Source organism: Synechococcus sp. PROS-U-1 (assembly GCF_014279755.1).
Classification (GTDB): Bacteria; Cyanobacteriota; Cyanobacteriia; order PCC-6307; family Cyanobiaceae; genus Parasynechococcus.
This window is the reverse complement of record NZ_CP047951.1, coordinates 1,839,624-1,861,837: the sequence shown is the minus strand read 5'-3', so window position 1 is coordinate 1,861,837 and position 22,214 is coordinate 1,839,624. Positions and strand designations below refer to the sequence as shown.

General features: G+C 60.8%; 24 protein-coding genes. 14 read left to right on the top strand and 10 right to left on the bottom strand.

Annotation, left to right across the window (positions count from 1 at the left end; translation table 11 throughout):
* Window positions 1–13 precede the first annotated feature (13 nt).
* A complete protein-coding gene (hpf, locus tag SynPROSU1_RS10345; protein WP_186570433.1) occupies window positions 14–601 on the bottom strand; it encodes a ribosome hibernation-promoting factor, HPF/YfiA family in 588 nt (195 codons plus the stop codon).
* 11 nt (window positions 602–612) lie between these two features.
* On the opposite strand from hpf, the gene lipB reads away from it, so the two are divergent.
* The 6 genes from lipB to SynPROSU1_RS10315 all read left to right on the top strand — a co-directional run bounded on the left by lipB (window position 613) and on the right by SynPROSU1_RS10315 (window position 7,038).
* On the top strand, window positions 613–1,308 hold the full coding sequence (gene lipB / locus SynPROSU1_RS10340; RefSeq protein ID WP_186570432.1) for a lipoyl(octanoyl) transferase LipB: 696 nt from the start codon (window positions 613–615) through the stop codon (window positions 1,306–1,308).
* A gap of 31 nt (window positions 1,309–1,339) precedes the next feature.
* Complete coding sequence (locus tag SynPROSU1_RS10335; RefSeq protein WP_186570431.1) at window positions 1,340–3,253, top strand: AMP-binding protein; 1,914 nt, start codon at window positions 1,340–1,342, stop codon at window positions 3,251–3,253.
* Window positions 3,254–3,345: 92 nt separating this feature from the next.
* Entirely contained in the window at window positions 3,346–3,789 is a 444-nt protein-coding gene (locus tag SynPROSU1_RS10330; RefSeq protein WP_186570430.1) for a YlqD family protein, read from the top strand.
* A 56-nt stretch (window positions 3,790–3,845) separates the two neighbouring features.
* Window positions 3,846–5,165 carry a dihydrolipoamide acetyltransferase family protein gene (locus SynPROSU1_RS10325; RefSeq protein WP_186570429.1) on the top strand — a complete coding sequence of 440 codons (1,320 nt, stop codon included), beginning with the start codon at window positions 3,846–3,848 and terminating at the stop codon, window positions 5,163–5,165.
* A gap of 12 nt (window positions 5,166–5,177) precedes the next feature.
* The gene (gene queA, locus SynPROSU1_RS10320; RefSeq protein WP_186570428.1) at window positions 5,178–6,284 is read left to right on the top strand and encodes a tRNA preQ1(34) S-adenosylmethionine ribosyltransferase-isomerase QueA; all 1,107 of its coding nucleotides are present in this window, start codon (window positions 5,178–5,180) and stop codon (window positions 6,282–6,284) included.
* A 64-nt stretch (window positions 6,285–6,348) separates the two neighbouring features.
* Complete coding sequence (locus SynPROSU1_RS10315; RefSeq protein ID WP_186570427.1) at window positions 6,349–7,038, top strand: DUF1345 domain-containing protein; 690 nt, start codon at window positions 6,349–6,351, stop codon at window positions 7,036–7,038.
* Window positions 7,039–7,178: 140 nt separating this feature from the next.
* On the opposite strand, the gene cysK is transcribed toward SynPROSU1_RS10315, so the two are convergent.
* The 5 genes from cysK to psbD all read right to left on the bottom strand — a co-directional run bounded on the left by cysK (window position 7,179) and on the right by psbD (window position 13,402).
* Complete coding sequence (gene cysK / locus SynPROSU1_RS10310; protein WP_186570426.1) at window positions 7,179–8,165, bottom strand: cysteine synthase A; 987 nt, start codon at window positions 8,163–8,165, stop codon at window positions 7,179–7,181.
* 100 nt (window positions 8,166–8,265) lie between these two features.
* Window positions 8,266–9,720, bottom strand: a complete 1,455-nt coding sequence (locus SynPROSU1_RS10305; RefSeq protein ID WP_186570425.1) for a PLP-dependent transferase — start codon at window positions 9,718–9,720, stop codon at window positions 8,266–8,268.
* Entirely contained in the window at window positions 9,717–10,859 is a 1,143-nt protein-coding gene (locus SynPROSU1_RS10300; RefSeq protein ID WP_186570424.1) for a PLP-dependent aspartate aminotransferase family protein, read from the bottom strand. Before SynPROSU1_RS10300 ends, SynPROSU1_RS10305 begins: the two co-directional genes overlap by 4 nt.
* Window positions 10,860–10,974: 115 nt before the next feature.
* Window positions 10,975–12,363 carry a photosystem II reaction center protein CP43 gene (gene psbC, locus SynPROSU1_RS10295; RefSeq protein ID WP_186570423.1) on the bottom strand — a complete coding sequence of 463 codons (1,389 nt, stop codon included), beginning with the start codon at window positions 12,361–12,363 and terminating at the stop codon, window positions 10,975–10,977.
* Window positions 12,347–13,402 carry a photosystem II D2 protein (photosystem q(a) protein) gene (psbD, locus tag SynPROSU1_RS10290; RefSeq protein WP_006851499.1) on the bottom strand — a complete coding sequence of 352 codons (1,056 nt, stop codon included), beginning with the start codon at window positions 13,400–13,402 and terminating at the stop codon, window positions 12,347–12,349. The genes psbC and psbD overlap by 17 nt, the downstream gene beginning before the upstream one ends.
* 188 nt (window positions 13,403–13,590) lie before the next feature.
* Here psbD and SynPROSU1_RS10285 point away from each other — a divergent pair, with 188 nt between their 5' ends.
* Together SynPROSU1_RS10285 and SynPROSU1_RS10280 are read left to right on the top strand one after the other, a co-directional pair.
* On the top strand, window positions 13,591–14,127 hold the full coding sequence (locus SynPROSU1_RS10285) for a photosystem I assembly protein Ycf4 (protein ID WP_186570422.1): 537 nt from the start codon (window positions 13,591–13,593) through the stop codon (window positions 14,125–14,127).
* Between the two features lie 4 nt (window positions 14,128–14,131).
* A complete protein-coding gene (locus SynPROSU1_RS10280) occupies window positions 14,132–14,803 on the top strand; it encodes a peptidylprolyl isomerase (RefSeq protein WP_186570421.1) in 672 nt (223 codons plus the stop codon).
* Between the two features lie 2 nt (window positions 14,804–14,805).
* On the opposite strand, the gene ilvN is transcribed toward SynPROSU1_RS10280, so the two are convergent.
* Window positions 14,806–15,336 carry an acetolactate synthase small subunit gene (gene ilvN, locus SynPROSU1_RS10275; RefSeq protein ID WP_186570420.1) on the bottom strand — a complete coding sequence of 177 codons (531 nt, stop codon included), beginning with the start codon at window positions 15,334–15,336 and terminating at the stop codon, window positions 14,806–14,808.
* Window positions 15,308–16,273, bottom strand: coding sequence for an alpha/beta fold hydrolase (locus SynPROSU1_RS10270; protein ID WP_186570419.1), 966 nt, complete (start codon window positions 16,271–16,273; stop codon window positions 15,308–15,310). The genes ilvN and SynPROSU1_RS10270 overlap by 29 nt, the downstream gene beginning before the upstream one ends.
* Before the next feature lie 97 nt (window positions 16,274–16,370).
* Here SynPROSU1_RS10270 and SynPROSU1_RS10265 point away from each other — a divergent pair, with 97 nt between their 5' ends.
* From SynPROSU1_RS10265 to SynPROSU1_RS10245, 5 genes are read left to right on the top strand one after another with little or no spacing between them, the layout of a single operon-like run.
* Complete coding sequence (locus tag SynPROSU1_RS10265) at window positions 16,371–17,441, top strand: N2,N2-dimethylguanosine tRNA methyltransferase (RefSeq protein ID WP_370586221.1); 1,071 nt, start codon at window positions 16,371–16,373, stop codon at window positions 17,439–17,441.
* A 28-nt stretch (window positions 17,442–17,469) separates the two neighbouring features.
* Entirely contained in the window at window positions 17,470–17,571 is a 102-nt protein-coding gene (petM, locus tag SynPROSU1_RS10260) for a cytochrome b6-f complex subunit PetM (RefSeq protein ID WP_038553686.1), read from the top strand.
* 56 nt (window positions 17,572–17,627) lie between these two features.
* Entirely contained in the window at window positions 17,628–18,590 is a 963-nt protein-coding gene (locus SynPROSU1_RS10255; RefSeq protein ID WP_186570417.1) for an NAD(P)H-binding protein, read from the top strand.
* Between the two features lie 52 nt (window positions 18,591–18,642).
* Window positions 18,643–18,858: a hypothetical protein gene (locus tag SynPROSU1_RS10250; protein ID WP_186570416.1), complete on the top strand. Its 216-nt coding sequence runs from the start codon at window positions 18,643–18,645 to the stop codon at window positions 18,856–18,858.
* Window positions 18,858–19,670: a methyltransferase domain-containing protein gene (locus SynPROSU1_RS10245; protein ID WP_186570415.1), complete on the top strand. Its 813-nt coding sequence runs from the start codon at window positions 18,858–18,860 to the stop codon at window positions 19,668–19,670. Before SynPROSU1_RS10250 ends, SynPROSU1_RS10245 begins: the two co-directional genes overlap by 1 nt.
* On the opposite strand, the gene SynPROSU1_RS10240 is transcribed toward SynPROSU1_RS10245, so the two are convergent.
* The gene (locus SynPROSU1_RS10240) at window positions 19,618–20,265 is read right to left on the bottom strand and encodes a pseudouridine synthase (RefSeq protein ID WP_186570414.1); all 648 of its coding nucleotides are present in this window, start codon (window positions 20,263–20,265) and stop codon (window positions 19,618–19,620) included. The genes SynPROSU1_RS10245 and SynPROSU1_RS10240 overlap by 53 nt on opposite strands.
* A 201-nt stretch (window positions 20,266–20,466) precedes the next feature.
* On the opposite strand from SynPROSU1_RS10240, the gene infA reads away from it, so the two are divergent.
* Window positions 20,467–20,736, top strand: a complete 270-nt coding sequence (gene infA / locus SynPROSU1_RS10235) for a translation initiation factor IF-1 (RefSeq protein WP_006041809.1) — start codon at window positions 20,467–20,469, stop codon at window positions 20,734–20,736.
* Between the two features lie 12 nt (window positions 20,737–20,748).
* Here the strand turns inward: infA and trxB are convergent, their stop codons facing one another.
* Window positions 20,749–22,131, bottom strand: coding sequence for a thioredoxin-disulfide reductase (gene trxB / locus SynPROSU1_RS10230; protein ID WP_186570413.1), 1,383 nt, complete (start codon window positions 22,129–22,131; stop codon window positions 20,749–20,751).
* Window positions 22,132–22,214: the final 83 nt, after the last annotated feature.

Below are 22,214 nucleotides of genomic sequence, written 5' to 3'. Positions count from 1 at the left end.
GCGGGCCAAGGGGTCAGTCACGAGCCTGAATCACGCCATATCCCCCGTGGTTGCGTCGGTAGATCACCTGCAATTGATCACTGTCCTTTTCGCGGAACAAATAAAAGTCGTGGTCGATTAGATCCAACTGGCGGCGAGCGTCATCCAGGCTCATGGGTGGCATGGCGAAATATTTCCGTCGGACACCGGGGTCCGGCAGTTCCGCCTCTCTCCCATGCAGTAGAGAGCCCTCAACGGGGGTGTCGTCGTTGACCACATCCGTGCTGGGGGTGTGGCTGGCGCTGTGACCATGGCTGTGGTGGTGATCGCTGTGGCGTTCCTTCCAGCGGCGCAGCTGGCGGGCAAGTTTGCCGGCGGCGAGATCGATGCTGGCGTAGAGGTTTTCACTGCGTTCCTGGGCTCGGATCACGGTCCCGTTGGCAAAGACCGTCACCTCTGCGGTCTGTTGCGGAACCCTGGGATTGCGTGCCACCGAAAGGTGGACGTCCGCTTCGCGTACAGCACCCCCGAAGTGCGCTGTGACCCGCTCCAGTTTGGTTTGGGTGTAGTCCCGCAAAGCCGGCGTGATCTCGAGGTTGCGACCATGGATCAGCAACTTCATGCCTCGTTCCTGTGCCGGTAGTTATCGGCAAGCTAGATACGGCGCACGATTCGGCCCACCCCCGACGTGCATTTCTTTTCGAGCCCGATCATCCGGTTCGGTTCGATGGGGCCTGGTCGGCGCAGCAGCGCTGGCAGAGCAACCTCCTTGATGATCCGTCAGCGCCGGAGGCGGTCTGGATCCTTCAGCACAAGCCCTGCTACACCCTGGGCCGTGGAGCGAGCGAGGAGCACCTGCATTTCGATCCTTCGAGCCCACCCTCACCCCTTTTCCGGATTGACCGGGGCGGCGAGGTGACCCATCACCTTCCTGGTCAGCTGGTGGCTTATCCGGTGTTGGACCTTCGGCGACGAACTCCCGACTTGCACTGGTATCTCAGGCAGCTTGAGCAAGTCGTGCTGGATGTTCTTGCGGAGTTGGGGTTGGAGGGACAGCGTCTGCCGGGATTGACCGGCCTGTGGATGGACAACCGCAAGGTTGCCGCCATTGGTGTGGGCTGTCGACGTTGGATCACCCAGCACGGTCTGGCCTTAAACGTCGATTGTTCGATGCAGGGGTTTGAGCAGGTCACCCCCTGTGGTCTCACCGGTCGTGCCGTCGGGCGGCTAGCGGACTGGTTGCCAGGGCTGACGGTGGCAGAGGTGCAGCCGCTGTTGCGGCAGGCTCTCGCCGCTCGCTTTGGTCTGGTCTGGGAGGTCGAAGCGTGATAGGCCTGAGCTGTTTGAACCCTTGCATCGGATGACGGCCAGCTGGAGCCCGACGGCGCGCGAAACAGACGCTCTGCAGCGTCATGCCCATGTTCAGACGTTGCAGAGGGTTGATGCCATTTGGCTATGGCTCGCCGACCGCCATGGGGCGATTGCTGCGGTGGATGCCCCCCATGCGGCTCACCCCGAACGATTCAATTTCGGCGAACTGGCTGAGCGCATTGCCACCGCCGCCGCTGCTTTTCGCGTCCGCGGCGTGAAGGAGGGGGATGTGGTGGCACTTTTTGCTGAGAACAGCCCCCGCTGGCTCGTGGCTGATCAGGGCCTGATGCGTGCCGGCGCCGCTGATGCCGTGCGCGGAGCCTCTGCGCCTGTGGAAGAGCTGCGTTACATCCTCACGGATTGCCAGGCGACAGCCCTTGTTGTTCAGAACGCTGAGGTGTGGCGTCGTCTGGACCTTCCGCCAGAACAACGGGCTCTGTTGCGCTTTGTGCTTCAGCTGGAAGGGGAGCCAGCCGAGGGGACCATCGGCTGGGAGACATTCCTGTCGTCGGGGGCGGGATGTGATCCCGTTCGTTCGGCTGGGGGGCGAGAGGCCGTCGCCACTGTTCTGTACACCTCCGGGACGACCGGGCAGCCCAAGGGGGTCCCATTGACCCACGCCAACCTGTTGCATCAGATGAGCTCACTGGCTTGCGTGGCCTATCCCGAGCCCGGTGCTCCGGTGCTGAGTGTGCTGCCCATCTGGCATGCCTATGAGCGCAGCGCCAGTTACTACTTTTTCTCCTGCGGCTGTACGCAGACCTACACAACCATCAAGCAGCTGAAGAAGGATCTGCCGCGGGTCCGGCCGATTGCGATGGCCACCGTCCCCCGGCTGTGGGAGGCGGTTCAAGCTGGTTTTGAAGATGTGCTCAAGACCTTCCCCCCGTCACGACAACGCTTGCTCCGGGCGGCTTTGGCCAACAGTGCTGCCCAGCGCCAAGCCAGGCGAACGGCGCGCAACCTCCTTCTGGATCCGGTGTCAGCCTCCGGCCGGCTGCGTGCCCTCGGTTCCGCTGCGCTGCGCTGGCCCCTGCATGCTCTGGCATCGGCCTTGATCTGGCCGAAGCTGCGGCGGCAGCTCAGCGGTGGCCAGCTTGCCTATCCGATCAGCGGTGGCGGTGCCATCGCGCCACACATCGATGCCTTTTTTGAAGCCGTGGGCATTGAGCTGTTGGTGGGCTATGGCCTTACGGAAACCAGCCCTGTGGTGAGTTGCAGACGACCTTGGCGCAACATTCGCGGCAGTTCGGGGTTGCCCATGCCGCAGACCGAATTCCGGATTGTGGATCCCGACAACGGTCAGCCCCTGGCCTTCAGGCAACGGGGTCGGGTGATGGTGAAAGGCCCCCAGGTGATGGTGGGGTATCTCGGAAAACCTGAGGCCAGCGCCAAGGTTCTCGATGCAGAGGGGTGGTTTGACACCGGTGATCTCGGCATGCTTCTGCCAGATGGTTCCGTGGCCCTCACCGGCCGGGCCAAGGACACGATTGTGTTGAGCAGTGGTGAGAACATCGAGCCCGGCCCCCTGGAAGAAGCTCTGGTGGCCAGCCCCCTAATCGAGCAGGTGATGCTGGTGGGTCAGGACGAACGCCAGCTCGGTGGCTTGATCGTTCCCCGTGCGGAGGCGATCGTTGTCTGGGCGGCTGAAGCCGGCGTGAGCGTGGCTCAAGATCTGGGTGGTCAACCTGGAGATCCGGTGCTGCTCAAACTGTTGATGCGCGAATGCAACAGGCTGCTCAAGCAGAGGGTTGGATCCCGGGGTGATGAGCGCTTGAACGGGGTGGTTCTCGTGGATCCCTTCAGCATTGAGAACGGGCTCCTGACCCAGACCCTCAAGCAGCGCCGTGATCGCATCACCAGTCGTGATCAGCATTTGATTGATGCCCTCTACGGCCGCTGAACGCGGCTGAAGACGCTTGGGAGGCGGTCGGTTTACCGGTGATTGACCCCACGTGGAAGGGCTGACACGCTTTGGCCGTCTCCCAAGAATCCATGTCCGACGCCACCTCCTTGACGATCAAGCGTCCGATCACCGTCCGCGCCGTGGTGACGCCCACCTGGAAAGAAGAAGCAGAGCGCGAGCTCAGCAATGGCATTGCGACGGCAGACCAGCAGCTGGCGCAGCTGGAACAGGAGGGTCAGGACGTTGTGGATCAGGTGCGTCGCCAGAGCGCCAATCCCCTCGATCCACGGGTACAGGAACAGGTGGCGCAGATCCAACAGCAGGTGGCGGCGAAGCGAGCCGAGCTGGAGGAGCAAAAGCGCAACCTGCTTCAGCAGCAGGCGCAGGTCCGCGAACTGGAGATGGATCAGATCGTTGAGCAGGGACAGCTGGAGAGCACCTGTGAGCTGAGCGTTGGCGACAACCTTGTTCAGAAGATGCAGGTGGCCATCGTTGTGAAGGACGGCGTTGTTCAGTCGATTGAGGAGGCCTGATCGGCTCCCTTCTGCTGACTCGTAAACTCCCCTGATCTGCCCTTTCGGAGACGGTTTTGGCGACCACAGACATCTTCATGCCTGCCCTTAGCTCCACCATGACGGAGGGCAAAATCGTGGAGTGGCTGAAACAGCCCGGCGACAAGGTGGCTCGGGGTGAGTCCGTTCTTGTCGTGGAGTCCGACAAGGCGGACATGGACGTTGAGTCATTCCAGGACGGCTACTTGGCTGCCGTGCTGATGCCTGCTGGCAGCACAGCACCGGTGGGCGAAACCATCGGCCTGATTGTTGAAACCGAAGCTGAGATCGCCGATGCGCAGGCCAAGGCCCCCAGCGCTCCTGCTGCGGCGCCCGCCCCTGCACCGGCTCCGACACCCGCCGCGGTCCAGGCGCCCGCACCAACCCCTGCGCCTTCACCAGCCCCTGTCGCCGCCCCCGCCCCGTCAGCACCGGTTGTGAATGATGGCCGCATCGTGGCGAGCCCCCGGGCCAAAAAGCTCGCCTCCCAGATGGGCGTGGACCTGGCCACGGTGCGTGGCAGCGGGCCCCACGGACGGATTCAGGCGGAAGACGTTCAGCAAGCCTCCGGGCAGCCCATTTCGGTGCCCCGAGTTGCAGAGGGTTCGGCTCCAGCGGCTACGGGACAGCCGGAGGCCGCTTCAGCTGCCCCTGCTTCTCCCGCTGGCAACAGTTTTGGTCGGCCCGGAGAAACCGTTGCCTTCAACACCCTGCAGGGTGCGGTGAACAAAAACATGGAGGCCAGCCTGGCGGTTCCCTGCTTCCGCGTCGGCTACACCATCACCACCGACAAGTTGGATGCCTTCTACAAACAGGTGAAGCCGAAGGGTGTCACGATGACGGCGCTGCTTGCCAAGGCGGTGGCCGTCACCCTGGCGCGTCACCCTCAGGTGAATGCAGCCACCACTGCGGCTGGAATGGCCTACCCCGCTGATGTCAACGTCGCCGTCGCGGTGGCGATGGAAGACGGTGGCTTGATCACACCGGTGCTGCGCAATGCCGATCGCACCGACCTCTATGAGATGTCGCGTCAGTGGGGCGATCTGGTCAAGCGGTCCCGCAGCAAGCAGCTGCAGCCCGAGGAATATTCAACGGGCACCTTCACCCTCTCCAACCTCGGCATGTTCGGCGTCGATCGCTTCGACGCGATCCTTCCCCCAGGCACTGGTGCGATCCTTGCTGTGGCGGCATCACGTCCCACGGTGGTGGCAGGCAAGGACGGCTCCATCGCCGTCAAGCGTCAGATGCAGGTCAACCTAACGGCGGATCACCGGGTGATTTACGGCGCCGATGGCGCTGCATTCCTGAAGGATCTCGCTCAACTGATTGAGACCCGTCCGGAAAGCCTGGCGCTCTGACCCGTCGTCCGCGTGCCTGACCCCAGGGACCATCAACTCAGCAGCTACGACTACCCGCTGCCGCCGGAGCGCATTGCTCAGGCGCCGGTCGAGCCTCGTCACAGTGCTCGGTTGTTGACGGTTCCTCCCCAGGGGGAGCCGTCGTTGCGGGCGGGTCATCGACAGGTGTGGGATCTGCTTGATCTGCTGCAGCCCGGTGATCTGCTGGTGGTGAATGACACCCGGGTGCTCAAGGCCCGATTGGCGGTGCGTCGTTCCGGGGGCGGTCTGTCCGAATTGCTGGTGCTCGAGCCGCGGGGGGAGGGACGCTGGCTGTGTCTGGCCCGTCCCGCCAAGCGTATGCGGCCAGGCGACAGCCTCACGATTGATGGAACCTCCATCCGCCTCAAGGTGCTTGCTGAAGATCCCGCCAGCGGTGGCCGGGTGGTGCAGTTCCCCAGTGATTGCAGGGATGCCGAAACCATTGAGGCCTTGCTCAATGACGTGGGTGAGGTGCCTTTACCGCCCTACATCGAACGGCACGATCCCAGTGATGCCGAGCGTTATCAGACCCGTTACGCCGATCGGCCCGGTGCAGTGGCTGCCCCGACGGCTGGACTGCACTTCAGTGATGAACTGCTGGCGGGCTTGCAGCAGAAAGGGGTGGATCTGGCTCGGATCACCCTGCATGTGGGCCTCGGCACCTTTCGCCCTGTTGAAACGGAAGATCTCACCGCCTTGGAGCTTCACAGTGAATGGGTCGATGTCAGCCCCGCTGTGGTGGAGGCAGTGCAGGGTTGTCGAGGCCGTGTGATTGCTGTGGGCACAACGAGTGTTCGTGCCCTGGAGGGAGCCGCTCAGGCCCATGGCGGCGTCCTGATGCCGTACACGGGGCCGGTGGATCTGGTGATTCAGCCCGGGTACCAGTTCAAGGTGATTCAAGCCCTGCTCACCAACTTTCATTTGCCCAAAAGCTCCTTGCTTCTGTTGGTGAGTGCCCTGATTGGTCGGACAAGGTTGTTAACGCTGTATGCCGATGCGATCGCCCAGGAGTATCGCTTTTTCTCATACGGCGATGCCATGTGGATTGATGCTGCAGCGGTGCAGCCCCATGCCCGCCCATCGCATTCCTTTGATTGATCGACTTGATTGATAGACGAACTGATCTGCGTCTTGCCATGTTGAAGCCGCTGGTATCAGGCTCATGAATGTCGTGACGGCCCAGAGCGCTCGCTTGCGCTGGATTTTGTTGGATCGCTATCGCCTGCTTCGCTCGTTTGTTGTGGGTGTCTTGATCAGTTTTCCGCTGGTCTTGTTGATCAGTCCTCGAGAGGCGTTGGCCATCGGGATGCTCGGCGCACTGGGTGTGGATGTTTGCCTGGTTTGCAGAGCCGCCTGGCGGATGGATGAACATCAGACCAAGCAATTCTTTTCCACGCTTCGGGAAAAGGTTGATCATCTGGTGGAACGCACAATTGGTCTTAACTTGCTGGGTTTTGGAATCATTAGCCTTTGTGTCAGTGATCTGGGGCCCCATGGCCATATCTCTGTTTTGCCAAAAGATTTGAGAATCCTGATTTTTTTCTTCTCCGTCTTGTTGATCTGGATGGCTTTGCATCACGGATTTGCTGTGCACTATGCAAGTCTTCATTTCAGGCATGAACCTGGGTTGGATGATGGTTCTGATGAATCAATTTTTGAATTTCCAGGTGACCATATGCCGGTCTTTTTTGACTTTGTCTACGTCGCTTATACCATTGGAATGACATTTGAAATGTCGGATGTTGGTGCACGAACCACAGAGGTTCGAAAGATTGTTGTTGTGCAGTCTCTGCTCGCTTTTCTCTATACAACGATTGCTATTTCTGCCTTCATCAGCCTGTTCACGCTGTAAAAGGCCCATGGCTTGAACGGGTGCCCAACAAAAAAGCTCCGTCATGGGACGGAGCTTTTGAGATCTTGGCTGGGCCACCAATGGTGTGAAGCTCAGACAGCCAGGTGATCAGACAGCCAGGTGATCAGACAGCCAGGTGATCAGACAGCCACCGGTTGCTCGATGATGCCGGTCGGCACCTCAGCGAACATCACAGAGGAAAGGTAACGCTCGGCCAGGTCGGGCAAGACGACCACGATGGTTTTGCCGGCGTACTCATCTTTCTCCGCCAGACGAATGGCCGCGGCTGCAGCGGCACCGCAGGAAATGCCGACGAGCAGCCCTTCCTCCTGAGCCAGACGAAGGGCCATCGCGATGGATTCCTCGTTGGTTACCTGCTCCACCTTGTCGACCACGGAAAGATCGAGGTTTTTGGGGATGAAGCCGGCGCCGATGCCCTGAATCTTGTGGGGGCCAGGTTTGACGTCCTCACCATTCATGGTTTGGGTAATCACCGGGCTGTTGGTCGGCTCGACAGCCACAGATTCGATGGCTTTTCCGGCTTCATTTTTGATGTAGCGGGAGACGCCGGTGATCGTGCCGCCTGTGCCAACGCCGGCCACCAGCACATCGATGGCGCCATCGCAATCGTTCCAGATCTCCGGACCAGTGGTCTTGAAGTGGATCTCAGGGTTGGCGGGATTGTCGAATTGACCAGGCATGAAGTACTTCGCCGTGTCGCTATCGGCGATTTCTTTCGCCTTGGCGATGGCGCCAGGCATGCCCTTGGCGGCTTCCGTGAGGATCAGTTCGGCGCCGAGAACCGCCATGACCCGACGACGCTCGATCGACATCGATTCAGGCATCGTCAGGATCAGCTTGTAACCCCGGGCAGCCGCAGTGAAGGCCAGGGCGATGCCGGTGTTGCCGGAGGTGGGTTCAACAATCACCTTGCCTTTGCTGAGCTTCCCGCTTTTTTCAGCGTCCCAGATCATGTTGGCGCCGATCCGGCACTTGACGCTGTACGCGGGGTTGCGACCTTCGATTTTGGCCAGCACGGTGGCCTTGCAATTCTTGGTGACGTTGTTCAGCTTCACCAGCGGGGTGTTGCCGATGGCCTGGCTGTTGTCGTCGTAAATGCGGGACATGGAGCTGCTGCTGTGGGAGGGGCCCGAAGAAAACAAACTAATGATGATGAGCGGGTCCCCCCTCCGTTGTTAAGGGCTTTTTCAGAGTCTCACCGGACTCTTAGCTATCCAAAGCTTGCTGAAAGCGCATCCAAAGTTCGTCGGGGTCTTCCAAACCCACCGACACCCTGAGTAAATCAGCGGCGACACCGCAGCGCTCCGCCCAGGCCAGTTCGTCGTAGTGGGCGAGTTGGGTGTAAGGACAAGCCAAGGTGAAATTGGTGCCAAGGCTGGGCCCTTTGCTGACGCGTAAAGCGTCGTACACCAACTGCGCCTGCTGACGCCCTTGCTTCAGTTCGAACGAGAGCAGGCAGCCGTGACCGGCTCCGCTGCGCATCAAGGTGCGGAAGTTGGGACAGTCTTTGGGATGCAGCACCCGTTCGACGGCTGGATGGGCTTCCAGCCGCTCGGCGAGAACGAGCGCATGGGCATCCAGCTGTGGTGCCCGTTCTTCTACATCTCGGCTTGCGATGTCCAGGGCGATGGCATCGGCATCGCCGAGACCAGCCACCTCGATGACGGCGTTGAGCAACGTTCTGGCCCAGGGCGACTGGGGACTCACCAACAAGCTGCCAGCCATCACATCACCACGCCCAGCAAAGCTCTTGGTCAGCGAGGTGAAGATCAGATCCGCATAGGGCAAGGCATTGAGGTTGATTCCGGTGCCAATCGTGTCGTCGGCGATCACGGGGATGCCACGGGCGCGGGCCATGGCCGATACGGCCGGCAAATCAACACAGCGCAGGAGCGGGTTGCTGGGAAGCTCCACAATCACGGCGGCGGGCTCCAGTTGATCCAGCGCTGCTTCAACCTCTGCCAGGTCTTGCGGTTGAAGCAGGTCTCCGCCGTGGAAGACCACCCGCGGTTGCTTCAACACATCCACGTAAGGAAAGCCCAGTTGCAATGTGCTGCGTCCTGGCCGCAGGCTTTGCACCGCCGTGAGGGCTGCATGGAGCCCTGCCATGCCGGCCGGATGAAGGCTGATCTGGTCAGGCTCCACACCGTGGATGTCGGCTAGCCGTTGTCGAATGGCACGTCGTGCTGCTTCGCCGTCTTCGCTTGTGGGAGGCGCTTCCTGACCCAGGGCGATCGCGGCCTGGCGGGAGGAGAGGCCCAGGCCGGTGTGCTGCCAGAACGCCTTGGCATGGGGGCTGGCCGCTGCGTTGCTGCGCAGGCAGGACACGCCGGCAATGGCGATCAACTCGCAGTGGTCGTCTGGTGCCTTGCGTTGGCAGTGGGCCAGAGCCGCCCGGGCTGCGGCTTCGGTGGGGTAGGGCCAAACCGTGGTGCCTTCAAGCTCCGATGGTTGGACCAGTTTTCGGATCAGCGGATGCAGGCCGAAGCGGGGATAGATGGTTTGCAGGACATCGCGGCAGGCCGGATCCTTCTCTTCGTAGGCGATCACATCGCGCCAGCGCGGCAGCGCAACGGACACCGCATGGGGGAAGTCCGGCAGGGGCTGGCCGAGATCAGAGCCCTGCCAGGCCGGATCGTTGAGCAGATTGCGGGGACTCACGCCAGCAGCTCCAGGGCCTGCTCCAGATCAGCTTGAAGATCGGCGAGGTCTTCACAGCCCACTGAGAAGCGCACCAGGCCATCATCAATGCCCAGCTTGGCCTTCACCTCGGCCGACACCGCGGCGTGGGTCATGGTGGCGGGGTGGCAGATCAGGCTTTCGATGCCGCCCAGGCTTTCGGCCATGGTGAACCAACGCAGTTGTTTGCAGAGGGCATAGGTCTGCTCCTGGCTGGCGTTGAAGCTCACCGTCACGATGGCGCCACCGGCGCGCATCTGACGGGTTGCCACCTGATGCTGGGGGTGATCGCTGCGGTGGGGGTAACGCACCCAGTTCACCTTGGCGTGCCCCGCCAGTTGATCGGCCAGGGCCGCGGCATTGGCCATCTGCTGCTTCAGCCGAAGCGGCAGGGTCTTGATGCCTCGCGTGATCAGCCAGCAATCAAAGGGTGATGGCTGCAGGCCCAAAGCCTTTTGGGAGAACACCATCTTCTGGTGCCACTCGGGATCGTTGGTGCAGACGGCTCCACCGAGGGCATCGGAGTGGCCGTTGATGTATTTGGTCGTGCTGGTAAGCGAGAGCGTGGCGCCGAGATCCAGAGGGCGCTGCACCAGGGCAGTGGCAAAGGTGTTGTCAACAACCACGGGGATCCCGAGGTGTTGAGTGATGGCGCAGACAGCTTCAAGGTCGATCACCTTGAGCAGGGGGTTGGTGGGACTCTCCAGCCAGACCATTGCGGGCTTCTGGGATTGGATCGTCTCCAGTGCTTCCGGCTGGGTGAAGTCCACCCAAGCGGTTTTGAGCCCAAACTTGGCGAACACCTGCTCGAACAGGCGCACGGTGCAGCCGTAGAGGTTCTCTTCACAGAGCACCAGATCGCCCTGTTTCAGCTGGGAGACCACAGCGGTGATCGCGCTGACACCGGAGGCGAAGACGGTGGCATGGGCGCAGCCCTCAACCGAGGCCAGCACCCCATCGAGGATGCGGAAGTTGGGGTTGCCGGAACGGGTGTAATCAAATCCTCCTGCGTTGCCATGGGCAAAGGTGCTGGTGGGAAAAATCGGCGGCATCACCGTGCCGGTGTCTCCCGCGTAGCTGTCGCCGTGGTGAATCACCCGGGTGTTCAGGCCTGTGCTCACGGACGATCCATCGGTCCGAACAGGCTAAGAAATCGTCTTCCCCAACCCAATAAAAAACCCCCGCCTTGCGGCGAGGGTGATGACAATCGCTTGTTGCATTCGACTGATGGAGTGATCAGTCGAGGTCGGGCATGCCCAGCACAGGCTCAGCCTCACGGCTGATGCCTTTCTCGAAGCCAGCGGCAGCAGCGCGAGCGCGGCCGGCGTGCCAGAGGTGGCCAACCAGGAAGAAGAAGGCGAGCACGAACTGCGCTGCACCCAGCCATTGGCGGAGGTTCACGTAGTTCACCGAGTTGGGCTCGGTGATGATGCCGCCCACGGAGTTGAGAGACGCGTTGGGAGCGTGGGTCATGTATTCAGCGGCACGGCGCACCTGCCAGGGCTGAATGTCGTTCTGCAGCTTGTCGAGGCTGAGACCGTTGGGTCCACGCAGTGGCTCCAGCCAGGGACCACGGAAGTCCCAGAAGCGCATGGTTTCACCACCGAAGATGATTTCACCGGTGGGGGAGCGCATCAGGTACTTACCAAGTCCGGTGGGGCCCATGGCGGAACCGATGTTCGCGCCAAGGCGTTGGTCGCGCACCAGGAAGGTGAAACTCTGCGCCTGGGAAGCCTCAGCGTTTGTGGGGCCCCAGAACTCAGAGGGATAGGCGGTGTTGTTGAACCAGATGTAAGCCGAGGCGATGAAGCTCATGAAGCTCAAAGCGCCGAGGCTGTAGCTCAGGTAGGCCTCACCGTTCCAGATGAAGGCACGACGCACCCAACCGAAGGGCTTGGTGATGGCGTGCCAGATACCACCGAAGATCAGAGTCAGGCCCAGCCAGATGTGTCCACCGATGATGTCCTCCATGGAGTTCACACCGATGATCCAGCCCTCACCACCAAAGGGAGCGCGGAACAGATAACCGAAGATCACCCCTGGATTGAGAGTCGGGTTGGTGATCAGGCGTACATCACCGCCGCCAGGGGCCCAGGTGTCGTAAACGCCCCCGAAGAACATGGCCTTAAAGACCAGCAGCAGGCAGCCGACGCCGAGAAGAATCAGGTGATAACCAATGATGTTGGTCATCTGATTCTTGTCACGCCAATCCTGAGAGAAGAAGGTGGAGTAATTCTCCAAGATCTCCGGGCCACGCAGCGCGTGATAGAGGCCGCCGAGGCCAAGCACGGCGGAGCTGATCAGGTGAAGAACACCAACTACAAAGAAGGGGAAGAGATCAGTGACCTCACCGCCGGGTCCCACGCCATAGCCAAGGGTGGCAACGTGGGGCATGCAGATGAAGCCCTGCTCATACATGGGCTTGTCGAAGGTGAAGTGACTCACCTCGAACAGCATCATCGCGCCTGCCCAGAACACCATCAGACCAGCGTGGGCCACATGGGCGCCAAGCAGACGGCCTGACAGGTTGATCAGACGGGCGTTGCCGGACCACCAGGCGTACCCGGTGGAATTGAGGTCTTTGCCGCCAGTGGCGCCAAGACCGGGATTAGAGAGCGTTACCACGGGGCAGAACCTCTTCAGGGAAGACGAAGTTTTCGTGCGGCTGGTCAGCCGGTGCCATCCAGGCACGCAGACCTTCATTTAGAAGGATGTTCTTGGTGTAGAAGGTCTCAAATTCGGGATCTTCTGCAGCGCGGATTTCCTGTGACACGAAGTCGTAGGCGCGCAGGTTGAGGGCCAAACCGATGATGCCGATGGAGCTGGTCCACAGGCCCATCACAGGCACGAACAGCATGAAGAAGTGCAGCCAGCGCTTGTTGGAGAAGGCGATACCGAAGATCTGACTCCAGAAGCGGTTGGCGGTGACCATGGAATAGGTCTCTTCTTCCTGGGTGGGCTCGAACGCCTTGAAGGTGTTGGCCTGCTCACCATCCTCAAACAGGGTGTTTTCCACAGTGGCGCCGTGAATGGCGCAGAGCAGTGCACCGCCGAGGATGCCGGCGACGCCCATCATGTGGAAGGGGTTCAGGGTCCAGTTGTGGAAGCCCTGGAGGAAGAGGAGGAAGCGGAAGATCGCTGCCACACCAAAGGAGGGGGCGAAGAACCAGCTGCTCTGGCCGAGGGGGTACATCAGGAAGACACTGACGAACACCGCGATCGGACCGGAGAAGGCGATGGCGTTGTAGGGGCGAATGCCGACCAGACGAGCGATCTCGAACTGGCGGAGCATGAAGCCGATCAGAGCGAAGGCGCCGTGCAGGGCAACGAAGGCCCAGAGGCCGCCGAGCTGACACCAGCGAACGAAATCACCCTGGGCTTCAGGACCCCAGAGAAGGAGCAAGCTGTGACCCATCGCATCAGCGGGGGTGGAAACAGCTGCGGTGAGGAAGTTGCAACCTTCCAGGTACGAGGAGGCAATGCCGTGGGTGTACCAGGAGGTGACAAAGGTGGTGCCTGTCAGCCAGCCACCGATGGCCAGGTAGGCCGTTGGAAGGAGAAGGATGCCGGACCAGCCGACAAAAACGAAGCGGTCGCGCTTGAGCCAGTCATCGAGGACGTCGAACCATCCCCGCTGTGGCGCGCGTCCTACAGCGATCGTCATGAGAGGTGAACGGTGCGGAAAACCGCAGGCTGTGGGATACGCCGCGACCTTAACAATCTTCAAGCGTCCTGCGGGGCTGAGTTGTGTGAGCTGAAACCCCTCGTATCGCTTTGTTTCTTAGGGATTTTTTCCTATTTCGACGCAAGGGCCTTTCTGCGGTCACAATGACGCTTCGTTCAGGCTGGGTCATGTCCGCAGCAGTGCTCGAGCAACCCGTGCTCGGCTCCCGTCGTCTTTCAAATTATTTGGTGGCTTCTGCCGTCAGCATTGGCGGTGTGGGCTTCCTTCTGGCTTCGCTCTCGAGTTACCTCGGTCGTGACCTTCTCCCCCTTGGCCATCCCGCCGCGCTGGTGTTCGTGCCGCAGGGTCTGGTGATGGGGTTGTACAGCCTTGCTGCGGCGTTGCTGGCCACTTACCTCTGGTACGTCATTGCAGTGAACGTCGGAGGAGGCAGCAACCGTTTCGATAAAGACGCTGGTGTGGTGACCATCAGCCGCCGCGGTTTCCGTAAACCCGTTCTGGTGGAGATCCCACTCAAAGATGTGAAAGCAGTGAAGGTGGAGGTGCGTGATGGATTTAATGCACGGCGTCGGGTTGCCTTGAGAATTCAGGGGCGACGCGACATGCCGCTCACCCGCGTCGGCGAACCGCTTCCTCTTGCGCAGCTCGAGCAGGATGGCGCTGAGTTGGCCCGCTTCTTAGGTGTCAATCTCGAAGGACTTTGATCGGATGCGACACCTTCGTTCCTGGGCCTTGCTGCTTTTCATCCCTTTATTGGTGAGTTGCAGTCCTTCCCCTCGCGCCTCCGTCGTCACAGGCTGTGCTGATGCTCAGGCGGCCTGTCTGCAGGGTCTGGCCACCATCACCATGCAGACGAACCGCGGTGAGTTCACGATTGAAGTGAACGGTGATGCTGCTCCGCTCACATCAGGCAATTTCGTTGATCTGGTGCGGCAAAGCACGTACGACGGAACGATGTTCCATCGCGTTGTACGTGAGCCTGTTCCCTTCGTTGTGCAGGGGGGTGACCCTCAATCCAGCGATCGTTCGGTTCCCTTGAATCAACTCGGTACGGGCAGTTTTGTTGACCCCGCCACCGGCCAGGCTCGAATGATTCCCCTCGAAATCAAGTTTCGATCCGAGTCGCAGCCCCGTTACAGCCGGGTCAGCACCAACCCTGCAGACCTCGATGATCTGGAGCTGACCCATGAACGCGGGGCCGTCGCCATGGCCCGTTCCCAGGCTCCAGATTCCGCCAGTGCACAGTTTTATGTGGCTTTACGCCCGTTGCCTGAACTGGATGGTCGCTATGCCGTCTTCGGCCGTGTCGTGGATGGCATGGAGGTGGTGGATGCTATTCAGCAGGGAGATCGCATCACAAAGGCGCTGTTGAAGGAGTGATCTCAGGCTGGTACACGGCTCTGACTTGGAGACACCTTGAGCATCTCCGTGTTCACCCCTGAGGCCCGCTCGAGAGCCACCTTGCCGGTACGGGCAATTTCGAGAATTCCGAAGGGCGCCATTAACCGCTCAAGGGCCACCAGCTTTCCAGGATCTCCCACCACTTCAAGGGTCAAGGCTTCATCGGCCACGTCCACAACCTTGGCTCTGAAGACCTGAACGAGTTCGAAAACAGCGCTCCGGGATGTTGCCGGTGCTGAGACTTTGAGCAGCATCAGCTCGCGTTCCACAGCAGGGCGCTGGGTCAGGTCCAAGACCTGCAGCACGTTCACAAGTTTGTCCAGCTGTTTGGTCATCTGCTGGAGCGTCTGGTCATCGCCTTCAACAACCATGGTCAGTCGAGACTGCCCTTCGGCCTCCGCTGGACCGACAGCGAGGCTGTCGATGTTGAAGCCGCGTCGGGCGAAGAGTCCTGCAATCCGGCTGAGTGCTCCGGATTCGTCCTCAACCACCACCGAGAGGGTGTGTTTCATCGCCGCTGGTCGTCCCCTGCCGGTCTGATCTTCCCAAATTACGGTCTAGCCAGGGCAACAACACAGCCAGAAAGCATTCGGGCGCTTCGTCATGGGGGCAGTGACCGCAGTGATCAAGCACGTGAAGCTCGAGTTCTGAGTGCATCGCTGCCACAGATTCCCCAATGGCCAGTGGCACAAATCGATCCTGACGTCCCCAGATCAGGAGCATGGGTGATCGGAGTTGCTCGAGCAGTGCGGGTGCGGTGGCTCCTCTGGGGCGCCTTGACATGCCAAGGCTCATGCCCCGAAGGGCCTGGGCTGCTGTGGGGCGACGGGCCGGGCGGGCAATCAGCTGAAGCAGTTCCTGATCGGATTGGATCGAACGCCGGTAGGCCCCTTGCAGTCCTGCTTTGAGCAGACCTGTCCGTGCAATCAAGGGCACCACAAGCTCAAGGGGCAAAAGGTGCAGAACCAGCCAGAGCAGCCGTCGTTGCCAGCGCCGTTGCCAGGGCGAACGACGGTTCGGCAGCGGTTGGATCAGGGCGGGGTCCGGCAGTGGCGCGGCGACCACCGCCTGTACCCTGTCGGGCCTCAGCACCGCTGCGGTGAGTGCGGTCAGGCCCCCCAGCGAGTTGCCGACCACCACTGCTGGCCCTTGAACCACTTGGTCGAGGAACGCGCAGACCTGCTGCCCCCAGAGCCGGTTGTCCATCGGCCGCGCTGGCTGGGCTGACTGGCCAAAGCCAAGAAGATCCAGGCTGTAGACCCGCCAGCCCTGAGCAGCCAGTTCCGGCGCGCAGTGGCGCCAGTGTCCGCTGGCGGCGCCGAACCCGTGCAACAGCAGCAGAGCGGGTGCCGCCTCATGGCCGCTGACGCGCCAGTGGCAGGCCCAGCCTCGCCAGTGCCAGGTGCTATGGACTCCCCACTCGGCAGTCTGGACAGCAGCAGACGGCACCCTTCTGACCTCAATCGATCATCACTATCGCGAAGGCCTGGCTGAGCTCAGCCTTGGGCCTGGTTTTTTCAGGCCCGAGTCACGCCCGGCCCGTGATTTGTCGGTTCTGCTGGCCCGCCACCAGAGCATCCGCGCAACGCAATCACTCCGCTGGCTTGATCTGATGTCCGGCTGCGGGATCAGGGCACTGCGCTGGGGGCTGGAGGCGCTGGGCACCCATGCCGCTGGGACAGAGCTATGGATCAACGATGGTGATCCCGATCGCCTGCCGCTGATCCAGGTCAATGTTCAGAAGCTGGGCTGTTCAACGCAGCTCAGCGCCGATGCCGCAGAGGTGCTTCTGCACCGGTCGATCCTTCAGTGTCAGTGGTTTGATTTCATCGACCTCGATGCCTTTGGGGCTCCTGGCCCCTTAATTCAGCCGGCCCTTCAAGCCTTGCGCTTCGACGGCCTGTTGTTTCTGGCGTCGACGGATGGTCGTTCCCCCACCGGTCATGACCGTGTTGGCGCGATTCGAAGTCTCGGTGCTGCAGCCCGAGTGCATCCAGCTAGCTGGGAAATGGCTTTGCGGCAACAGCTCGGGCTGGTCGCCCGGCAGGCCTGGTTGTTGGGGCGCGGCGTGCAGCCCCTGTTCAGCTTCAGTGAAGGGCGCACCTTTCGCCTCGCCCTGCGCCTGCGGCGACAGATCCCGGCGGGTGATGAGCAGCAGCTCGGGCTGGTGGCCCGTTGTGAACGCTGCGGTGCACAACGGGTGCAGTCTCTGCTGAAGCTCAGCGGATGGCCGGCCTGCCATTGCGAAGAAGGGCATGGGAAGTGGAGCATCAGTGGCCCCCTGTGGATCGGTCCGTTACAGGAGGAAGCTTTGTTACGGCAGCTCATCGCCGACGCCCAAGACCTGGCTCCTCAGCAGATCAGCCCCATCACCCTGCGCTTGTTGCGGCGTCTACAGGCGGATCCCGGGGATTGCCCGACGGTCTGGCCCTCCGATGAGTTGGCTCGGCGGCTGGGTATGGGCGGACCGCCGCCCCTTGGTCGACTGGTGCGGGCGCTCCATGCCGCGGGCTATCGCGCCAGTGCCAGTGGCGTCATGCCAGGGCAGGTGCGAACTGATGCGGAGTTGCCAGAGCTGTTACAGATCTGCACCAGCCTGCGGGTGGAAGGGATTTAAATGGGCGGGTGATCGCTTTGCCCTGACCATGGCTGCTGAGATTTTTGGAACTGCTGCGATCTTCTGGGTGTTGATTCCCATCGGCCTCGCTGGCGGTGCTCTGCTGCTGAAATTGCAGGGAGACGACTGAAGCAGTCGCTTTGAGGCGGGGGCTATTAGGCTCCTCCCTTCGCAAGGAAGGCGTCGATGCAAGTGCTTGTGGTGGGTGGCACTGGCACCCTGGGACGACAGATTGCCCGTCGTGCCATCGACTCAGGCCACCAGGTGCGTTGCATGGTGCGGGCTCCCCGTAAAGCCGCCTTCCTTCAGGAATGGGGCTGTGAGCTGACGCGGGGCGACCTGCTGGAGCCCGCCAGCCTGGATTACGCCCTGGAAGGCGTCGATGCTGTTATCGACGCATCCACAAGTCGGCCCAACGATCCACGCAGTGTTTATGAGACGGACTGGGACGGGAAGCTCAATCTGCTCCGTGCCTGTGAACGGGCTGAGGTCAAGCGTTTTGTCTTTCTCTCCTTGCTGGGTGCTCATCAGCACCGAGCTGTTCCCTTGATGGACATCAAGGCCTGCACGGAGAAGCTGCTCGAGTCATCGGATCTGGACTACACGATCCTTCAGGGTGCTGCGTTCATGCAGGGGGTGATCAGCCAGTTCGCCATCCCTGTTCTGGAGAGCCAGACCGTGTGGGTCAGTGGCAGTCCGACGGCCATTGCGTACATGAACACTCAAGACATGGCTCGATTCGCCGTTGCGGCTCTTGAGCGTCCGGAAACTGTTCGTAGTACATACCCGGTGGTTGGGCCTAAACCTTGGAACACAGGTGAACTGGTGCAGCTGTGCGAACGCTGCAGTGGCAAGACGGCCAGAGTTTTTCGTGTTCAGCCCTTCCTGATCAACCTGATGCAGGGCGTGGCCTCCTTCTTTGAGCCTGCGGTCAACGTGGCGGAGCGGCTTGCGTTTGCAGAGGTTACGGGTAGCGGTCAGACCCTCGACGCTCCGATGAAAACCAGCTACGCAGCGTTTGGTCTCGATGCATCGGAGACCACCGAGATGGAGAGTTACATCAGTGAGTACTACGACACGATCCTGAGGCGTCTGCGCGAGATGGAAGCCGATCTCGACAAAGACGCGAAGAAAAAGCTCCCCTTCTGAGCCTTGATCCTTCTTGGTTCTTTTGTACTATCGCTCTAATTGATCTTTTCGGATGGCTGTCGCTCAGCTCAAAAATCTGCAACGGCGTCTGCAGTTGTTGTCAGATGAAGCCGAGCAGGGTCTCAACCGCGTCTGCGGTCATGAGTTGTGGAAGTCGGTGGGCCCAGATGCGGTGGATGGGGTGGCGGATCCAGACCGACGCGCCGAGGCCAACTACTGGTACGGCCAATGGAATGTGGTGCGTGAGCTGCAGGAGGTCATTGGCTGATGGCTGAGTCCTGCTGTCCTTCGCCGGAGCCCCAGTCACTGGATCAAACCCAAGCTGTCGAAGCCCGTTATGGAGCTGCGGCGCAACATCAGGAGGCATGCCTGTGCACCCCGGTCGGTTTCGACCCTGCCCTGCTGCATGTGATTCCGGATGCTGTCGTTGAGCGGGATTACGGCTGTGGTGATCCCACCCGATGGGTGAAGCAGGGTGATCGCGTGCTGGATCTGGGTAGCGGCAGCGGCAAAAATGCTTTTATCTGCAGTCAAATTGTCGGAAGATCCGGCAGTGTCACTGGTGTGGATCGCAACGCCGACATGCTTGCGCTGTCCCGTGCGGCGATCCCAGTCGTGGCCTCAGCGGTGGGGTTTGACAACGTCCGTTTTTTGGATGGAGCTATCGAAGCCCTTGATGCACCAGCTGCCACTGGTGAGCCCCTGGTTGCGGATGCCTCGATGGATGTGGTGCTGAGCAACTGTGTGCTCAACCTGGTGAATCCGTCAGCTCGCGACAGACTCCTCGCCAACATTCGCCGGGTTCTGGCCCCCGGTGGCCGCGTTGCTATTAGCGACATCGTCTGCGATCGGGTTGTGCCTCAGCGTTTGCAGCAGGACCCTGATCTTTGGAGTGGCTGTATCAGTGGTGCCTGGCAGGAGCAGGATTTCTTGGAAGCCTTCGAGGCCCTTGGTTTTGAGCAGGTTCGCTATGCAGAGCGCAGCGAAAAGCCTTGGCGTGAAGTTGAAGGGATTGCCTTTCGCGCGGTCACCCTCGTCGGTGCCCTCCCCACCGTGGAGCAGGTGTCGTCCTGCTGCTGATCAGCCGGTTGAGTCGCTCCTGTTCAGCACTTGTCACTGAGCGCCATTCCCCGGGTTCAAGTCCCGTCAGGTCCAGCGGTGGGCCCTGGTCCATCAAGTCAATCCAGCAACGCACCAAGCGCAATGTCGGCAGTCCGACAGCGGCCGTCATGCGACGCACCTGCCGATTGCGTCCCTCTGTGAGTGAGAGCTGCAGCCAGCTGGTGGGGATTGCGGCGCGGTAACGAATCGGAGGTGTTCTGTCGGCGAGTTGCGGTTGGTCTTCCCCTTGAAGCAATTGCGCTTTCGCGGGCAAGGTGTGGCGGCCCTGAATGACAACGCCGTCGCGAAGTTGTTGCAGCTGCTCGATGCTGGGCGTGCCTTCCACCTGTGCCCAGTAGCTGCGCCAATGGCCAAAGCGTGGGTCGGTGAGGCGTTGCTGCAGCTTCCCGTTGCTGGTGAGGATCAGCAGTCCTTCGCTGTCCGCATCCAGCCGGCCGGCGGCGTAGACCTTGGGCACGTCAACAAAGTCACTCAAGCACCTCCAACGGCTCCCCTCCTCCAGCGTGAATTGACTCAACACCCCGAAGGGTTTGTTCAGCAGCAGCGTCGTCAAGTCAGCTCGCGTTCTCTCGCATCCTCCACAGGTTGACCACGCCGACGGAGATCAGCAGCAGACCGAGATCCATGCTCAACGGGGGAAGAATCACGGCAGGGGGAGAGGGGTCGGCGTTGGAGCCTAAGGGCTCTCTTGTCTCTGCGCGGAGCAAGTGGCCTTCTAAACTGACACCAGCAAGACAGAACTGGCCACCGGCGCATGATCGAAACCTCGGGCGTGATCGAGAAGGAACAGGGAAACGGGTTCTATCTGGTCACCCTCGAGCAGCCTGCAGGCCACCAATGCCTTTGCAGAGCCGCTGGAAAGCTCACCAAGTTTCGGATCAAATTGCTCGCTGGTGACAAGGTTCTGGTGGAAATCAGCCCCTATGACCTCACCCGTGGCCGCATCACCTATCGCGAACGTAATGCGGGTGCTCCTGGTGGTCGTCCCGGCGGAAACCGCCCCGGCGGGCCACGTCGTCGTTGATGTCCGCTGCCCTCAGGCGGCAGCCTGAAGGCAGGATTCAATCGCAGCTTTGAATTCGCTGCGCTGCTTGACGCCGCGCCATTGCTTCACCATTGCTTTCTGGTGGAACAGCTGAATGGTGGGTGTGCCATTGACCCCAGCCTGTTCGGCGATCTCCTGATCCGCTTCGATGTCGATGACAACAGCCTGGGCAGATCCATTCAGCTCTTCGATCACCCGTCGCAGCTGAGGCTTCAGCACGTGGCAAGGGCCGCAGCTTGGTGAGGTATAGATCACAAGCAGAGGCTTCGTGCTGTCGTGATAAAGCTTGCGCAGGGCAAAGCTTCCCTTCTGCCATAGACCTTGAGGGTCGTAGGTCGCTTCTGTGGTGACCTCCACGTTGACTGGACGTTCCGCCACCGCTGGCTCCACGTCTTGGCGTTGCACCCGGGTGGCCAGGTTGTGATGGCTTAGCCAGCGCTCTGCTGCCAAGGCTGCTTTGCAGCCACTTCCCGCTGCGGTGATGCCCTGACGCCATTCAGCATCAGCCACATCGCCGGCAGCGAAGACGCCCTCCAGTGACGTTTCCGGACGCCCCGATTCCGTTTTCAGATAACCCTTCTCATCGAGATCAAGTTGCCCCTGAAGCAGATCAGTGTTGGGGGTGTGGCCGATGGCATAGAAGAGCCCTTTGACAGCAAGGCTCTGGGAACTGCCTTCTTTGCGATCCCGCAGGGTCATCGACTGCATCCACTCATCTCCGCTGACGTCAACGATCTCGCTGTTCCAGTGCACGGTGATGGCGTCATTGGCCAAGACCCGATCAGCCATGGCTGCGCTGGCACGGAGTTGGTCCGAGCGCACCACCAGATGGACGTGGCTTCCGTATTTGGTCAGGTACACCGCTTCCTCGCAGGCGGAATCTCCGCCGCCGACCACGGCAAGCTCCTCGTTGCGGAACTGCGGCGTGGCCCCGTCACAGATTGCGCAGGCGCTGATGCCCTTGCTCCAAAAAGCACTCTCTGAAGGAAGTTTGAGACGGTTTGCACTCGCTCCGGTGGCGATCACCAGGGCATGGGTGTGGATGGTCTGACCGTCGACCTCGATGCGATAAGGCTTCGACGTCAGGTCAATGCTGTCGGCATCAGCTTCCAGCAGGTGGGTGCCCCAACGAACAGCCTGGGACTTCATCAGATCCATCAGGTCAGGACCGAGTACACCATCCGGAAACCCTGGAAAATTCTCGACGTGAGTGGTGGTCATCAACTGTCCGCCGGGAATACCCCCACGTTGAAAACCTGTAATCAACAGCGGTTGCAGATTGGCGCGTGCTGCATAAATGGCTGCCGTGTAACCAGCTGGACCTGAACCGACGACGACCAGATTTTCGACGTGCTCCGAACCGCTTTGAACCACTGCTAAAGCGAACTGACTATGAGTTAAATCTAAAGCCCTGCTGGAGAGAGTGGAGACATACAACCTGAAAGAGTGGGCTCAGG

What these genes read in the sequence shown, in the direction of transcription:
- hpf (WP_186570433.1), bottom strand. Translation starts at nt 601, where the DNA reads ATGAAGTTGCTGATCCATGGTCGCAACCTCGAGATCACGCCGGCTTTG.
- SynPROSU1_RS10335 (WP_186570431.1), top strand. Translation starts at nt 1,340, where the DNA reads ATGACGGCCAGCTGGAGCCCGACGGCGCGCGAAACAGACGCTCTGCAG.
- SynPROSU1_RS10330 (WP_186570430.1), top strand. Translation starts at nt 3,346, where the DNA reads ATGTCCGACGCCACCTCCTTGACGATCAAGCGTCCGATCACCGTCCGC.
- SynPROSU1_RS10315 (WP_186570427.1), top strand. Translation starts at nt 6,349, where the DNA reads ATGAATGTCGTGACGGCCCAGAGCGCTCGCTTGCGCTGGATTTTGTTG.
- cysK (WP_186570426.1), bottom strand. Translation starts at nt 8,165, where the DNA reads ATGTCCCGCATTTACGACGACAACAGCCAGGCCATCGGCAACACCCCG.
- psbD (WP_006851499.1), bottom strand. Translation starts at nt 13,402, where the DNA reads ATGACGATCGCTGTAGGACGCGCGCCACAGCGGGGATGGTTCGACGTC.
- SynPROSU1_RS10285 (WP_186570422.1), top strand. Translation starts at nt 13,591, where the DNA reads ATGTCCGCAGCAGTGCTCGAGCAACCCGTGCTCGGCTCCCGTCGTCTT.
- SynPROSU1_RS10280 (WP_186570421.1), top strand. Translation starts at nt 14,132, where the DNA reads ATGCGACACCTTCGTTCCTGGGCCTTGCTGCTTTTCATCCCTTTATTG.
- ilvN (WP_186570420.1), bottom strand. Translation starts at nt 15,336, where the DNA reads ATGAAACACACCCTCTCGGTGGTGGTTGAGGACGAATCCGGAGCACTC.
- petM (WP_038553686.1), top strand. Translation starts at nt 17,470, where the DNA reads ATGGCTGCTGAGATTTTTGGAACTGCTGCGATCTTCTGGGTGTTGATT.
- SynPROSU1_RS10255 (WP_186570417.1), top strand. Translation starts at nt 17,628, where the DNA reads ATGCAAGTGCTTGTGGTGGGTGGCACTGGCACCCTGGGACGACAGATT.
- SynPROSU1_RS10250 (WP_186570416.1), top strand. Translation starts at nt 18,643, where the DNA reads ATGGCTGTCGCTCAGCTCAAAAATCTGCAACGGCGTCTGCAGTTGTTG.
- SynPROSU1_RS10245 (WP_186570415.1), top strand. Translation starts at nt 18,858, where the DNA reads ATGGCTGAGTCCTGCTGTCCTTCGCCGGAGCCCCAGTCACTGGATCAA.
- infA (WP_006041809.1), top strand. Translation starts at nt 20,467, where the DNA reads ATGATCGAAACCTCGGGCGTGATCGAGAAGGAACAGGGAAACGGGTTC.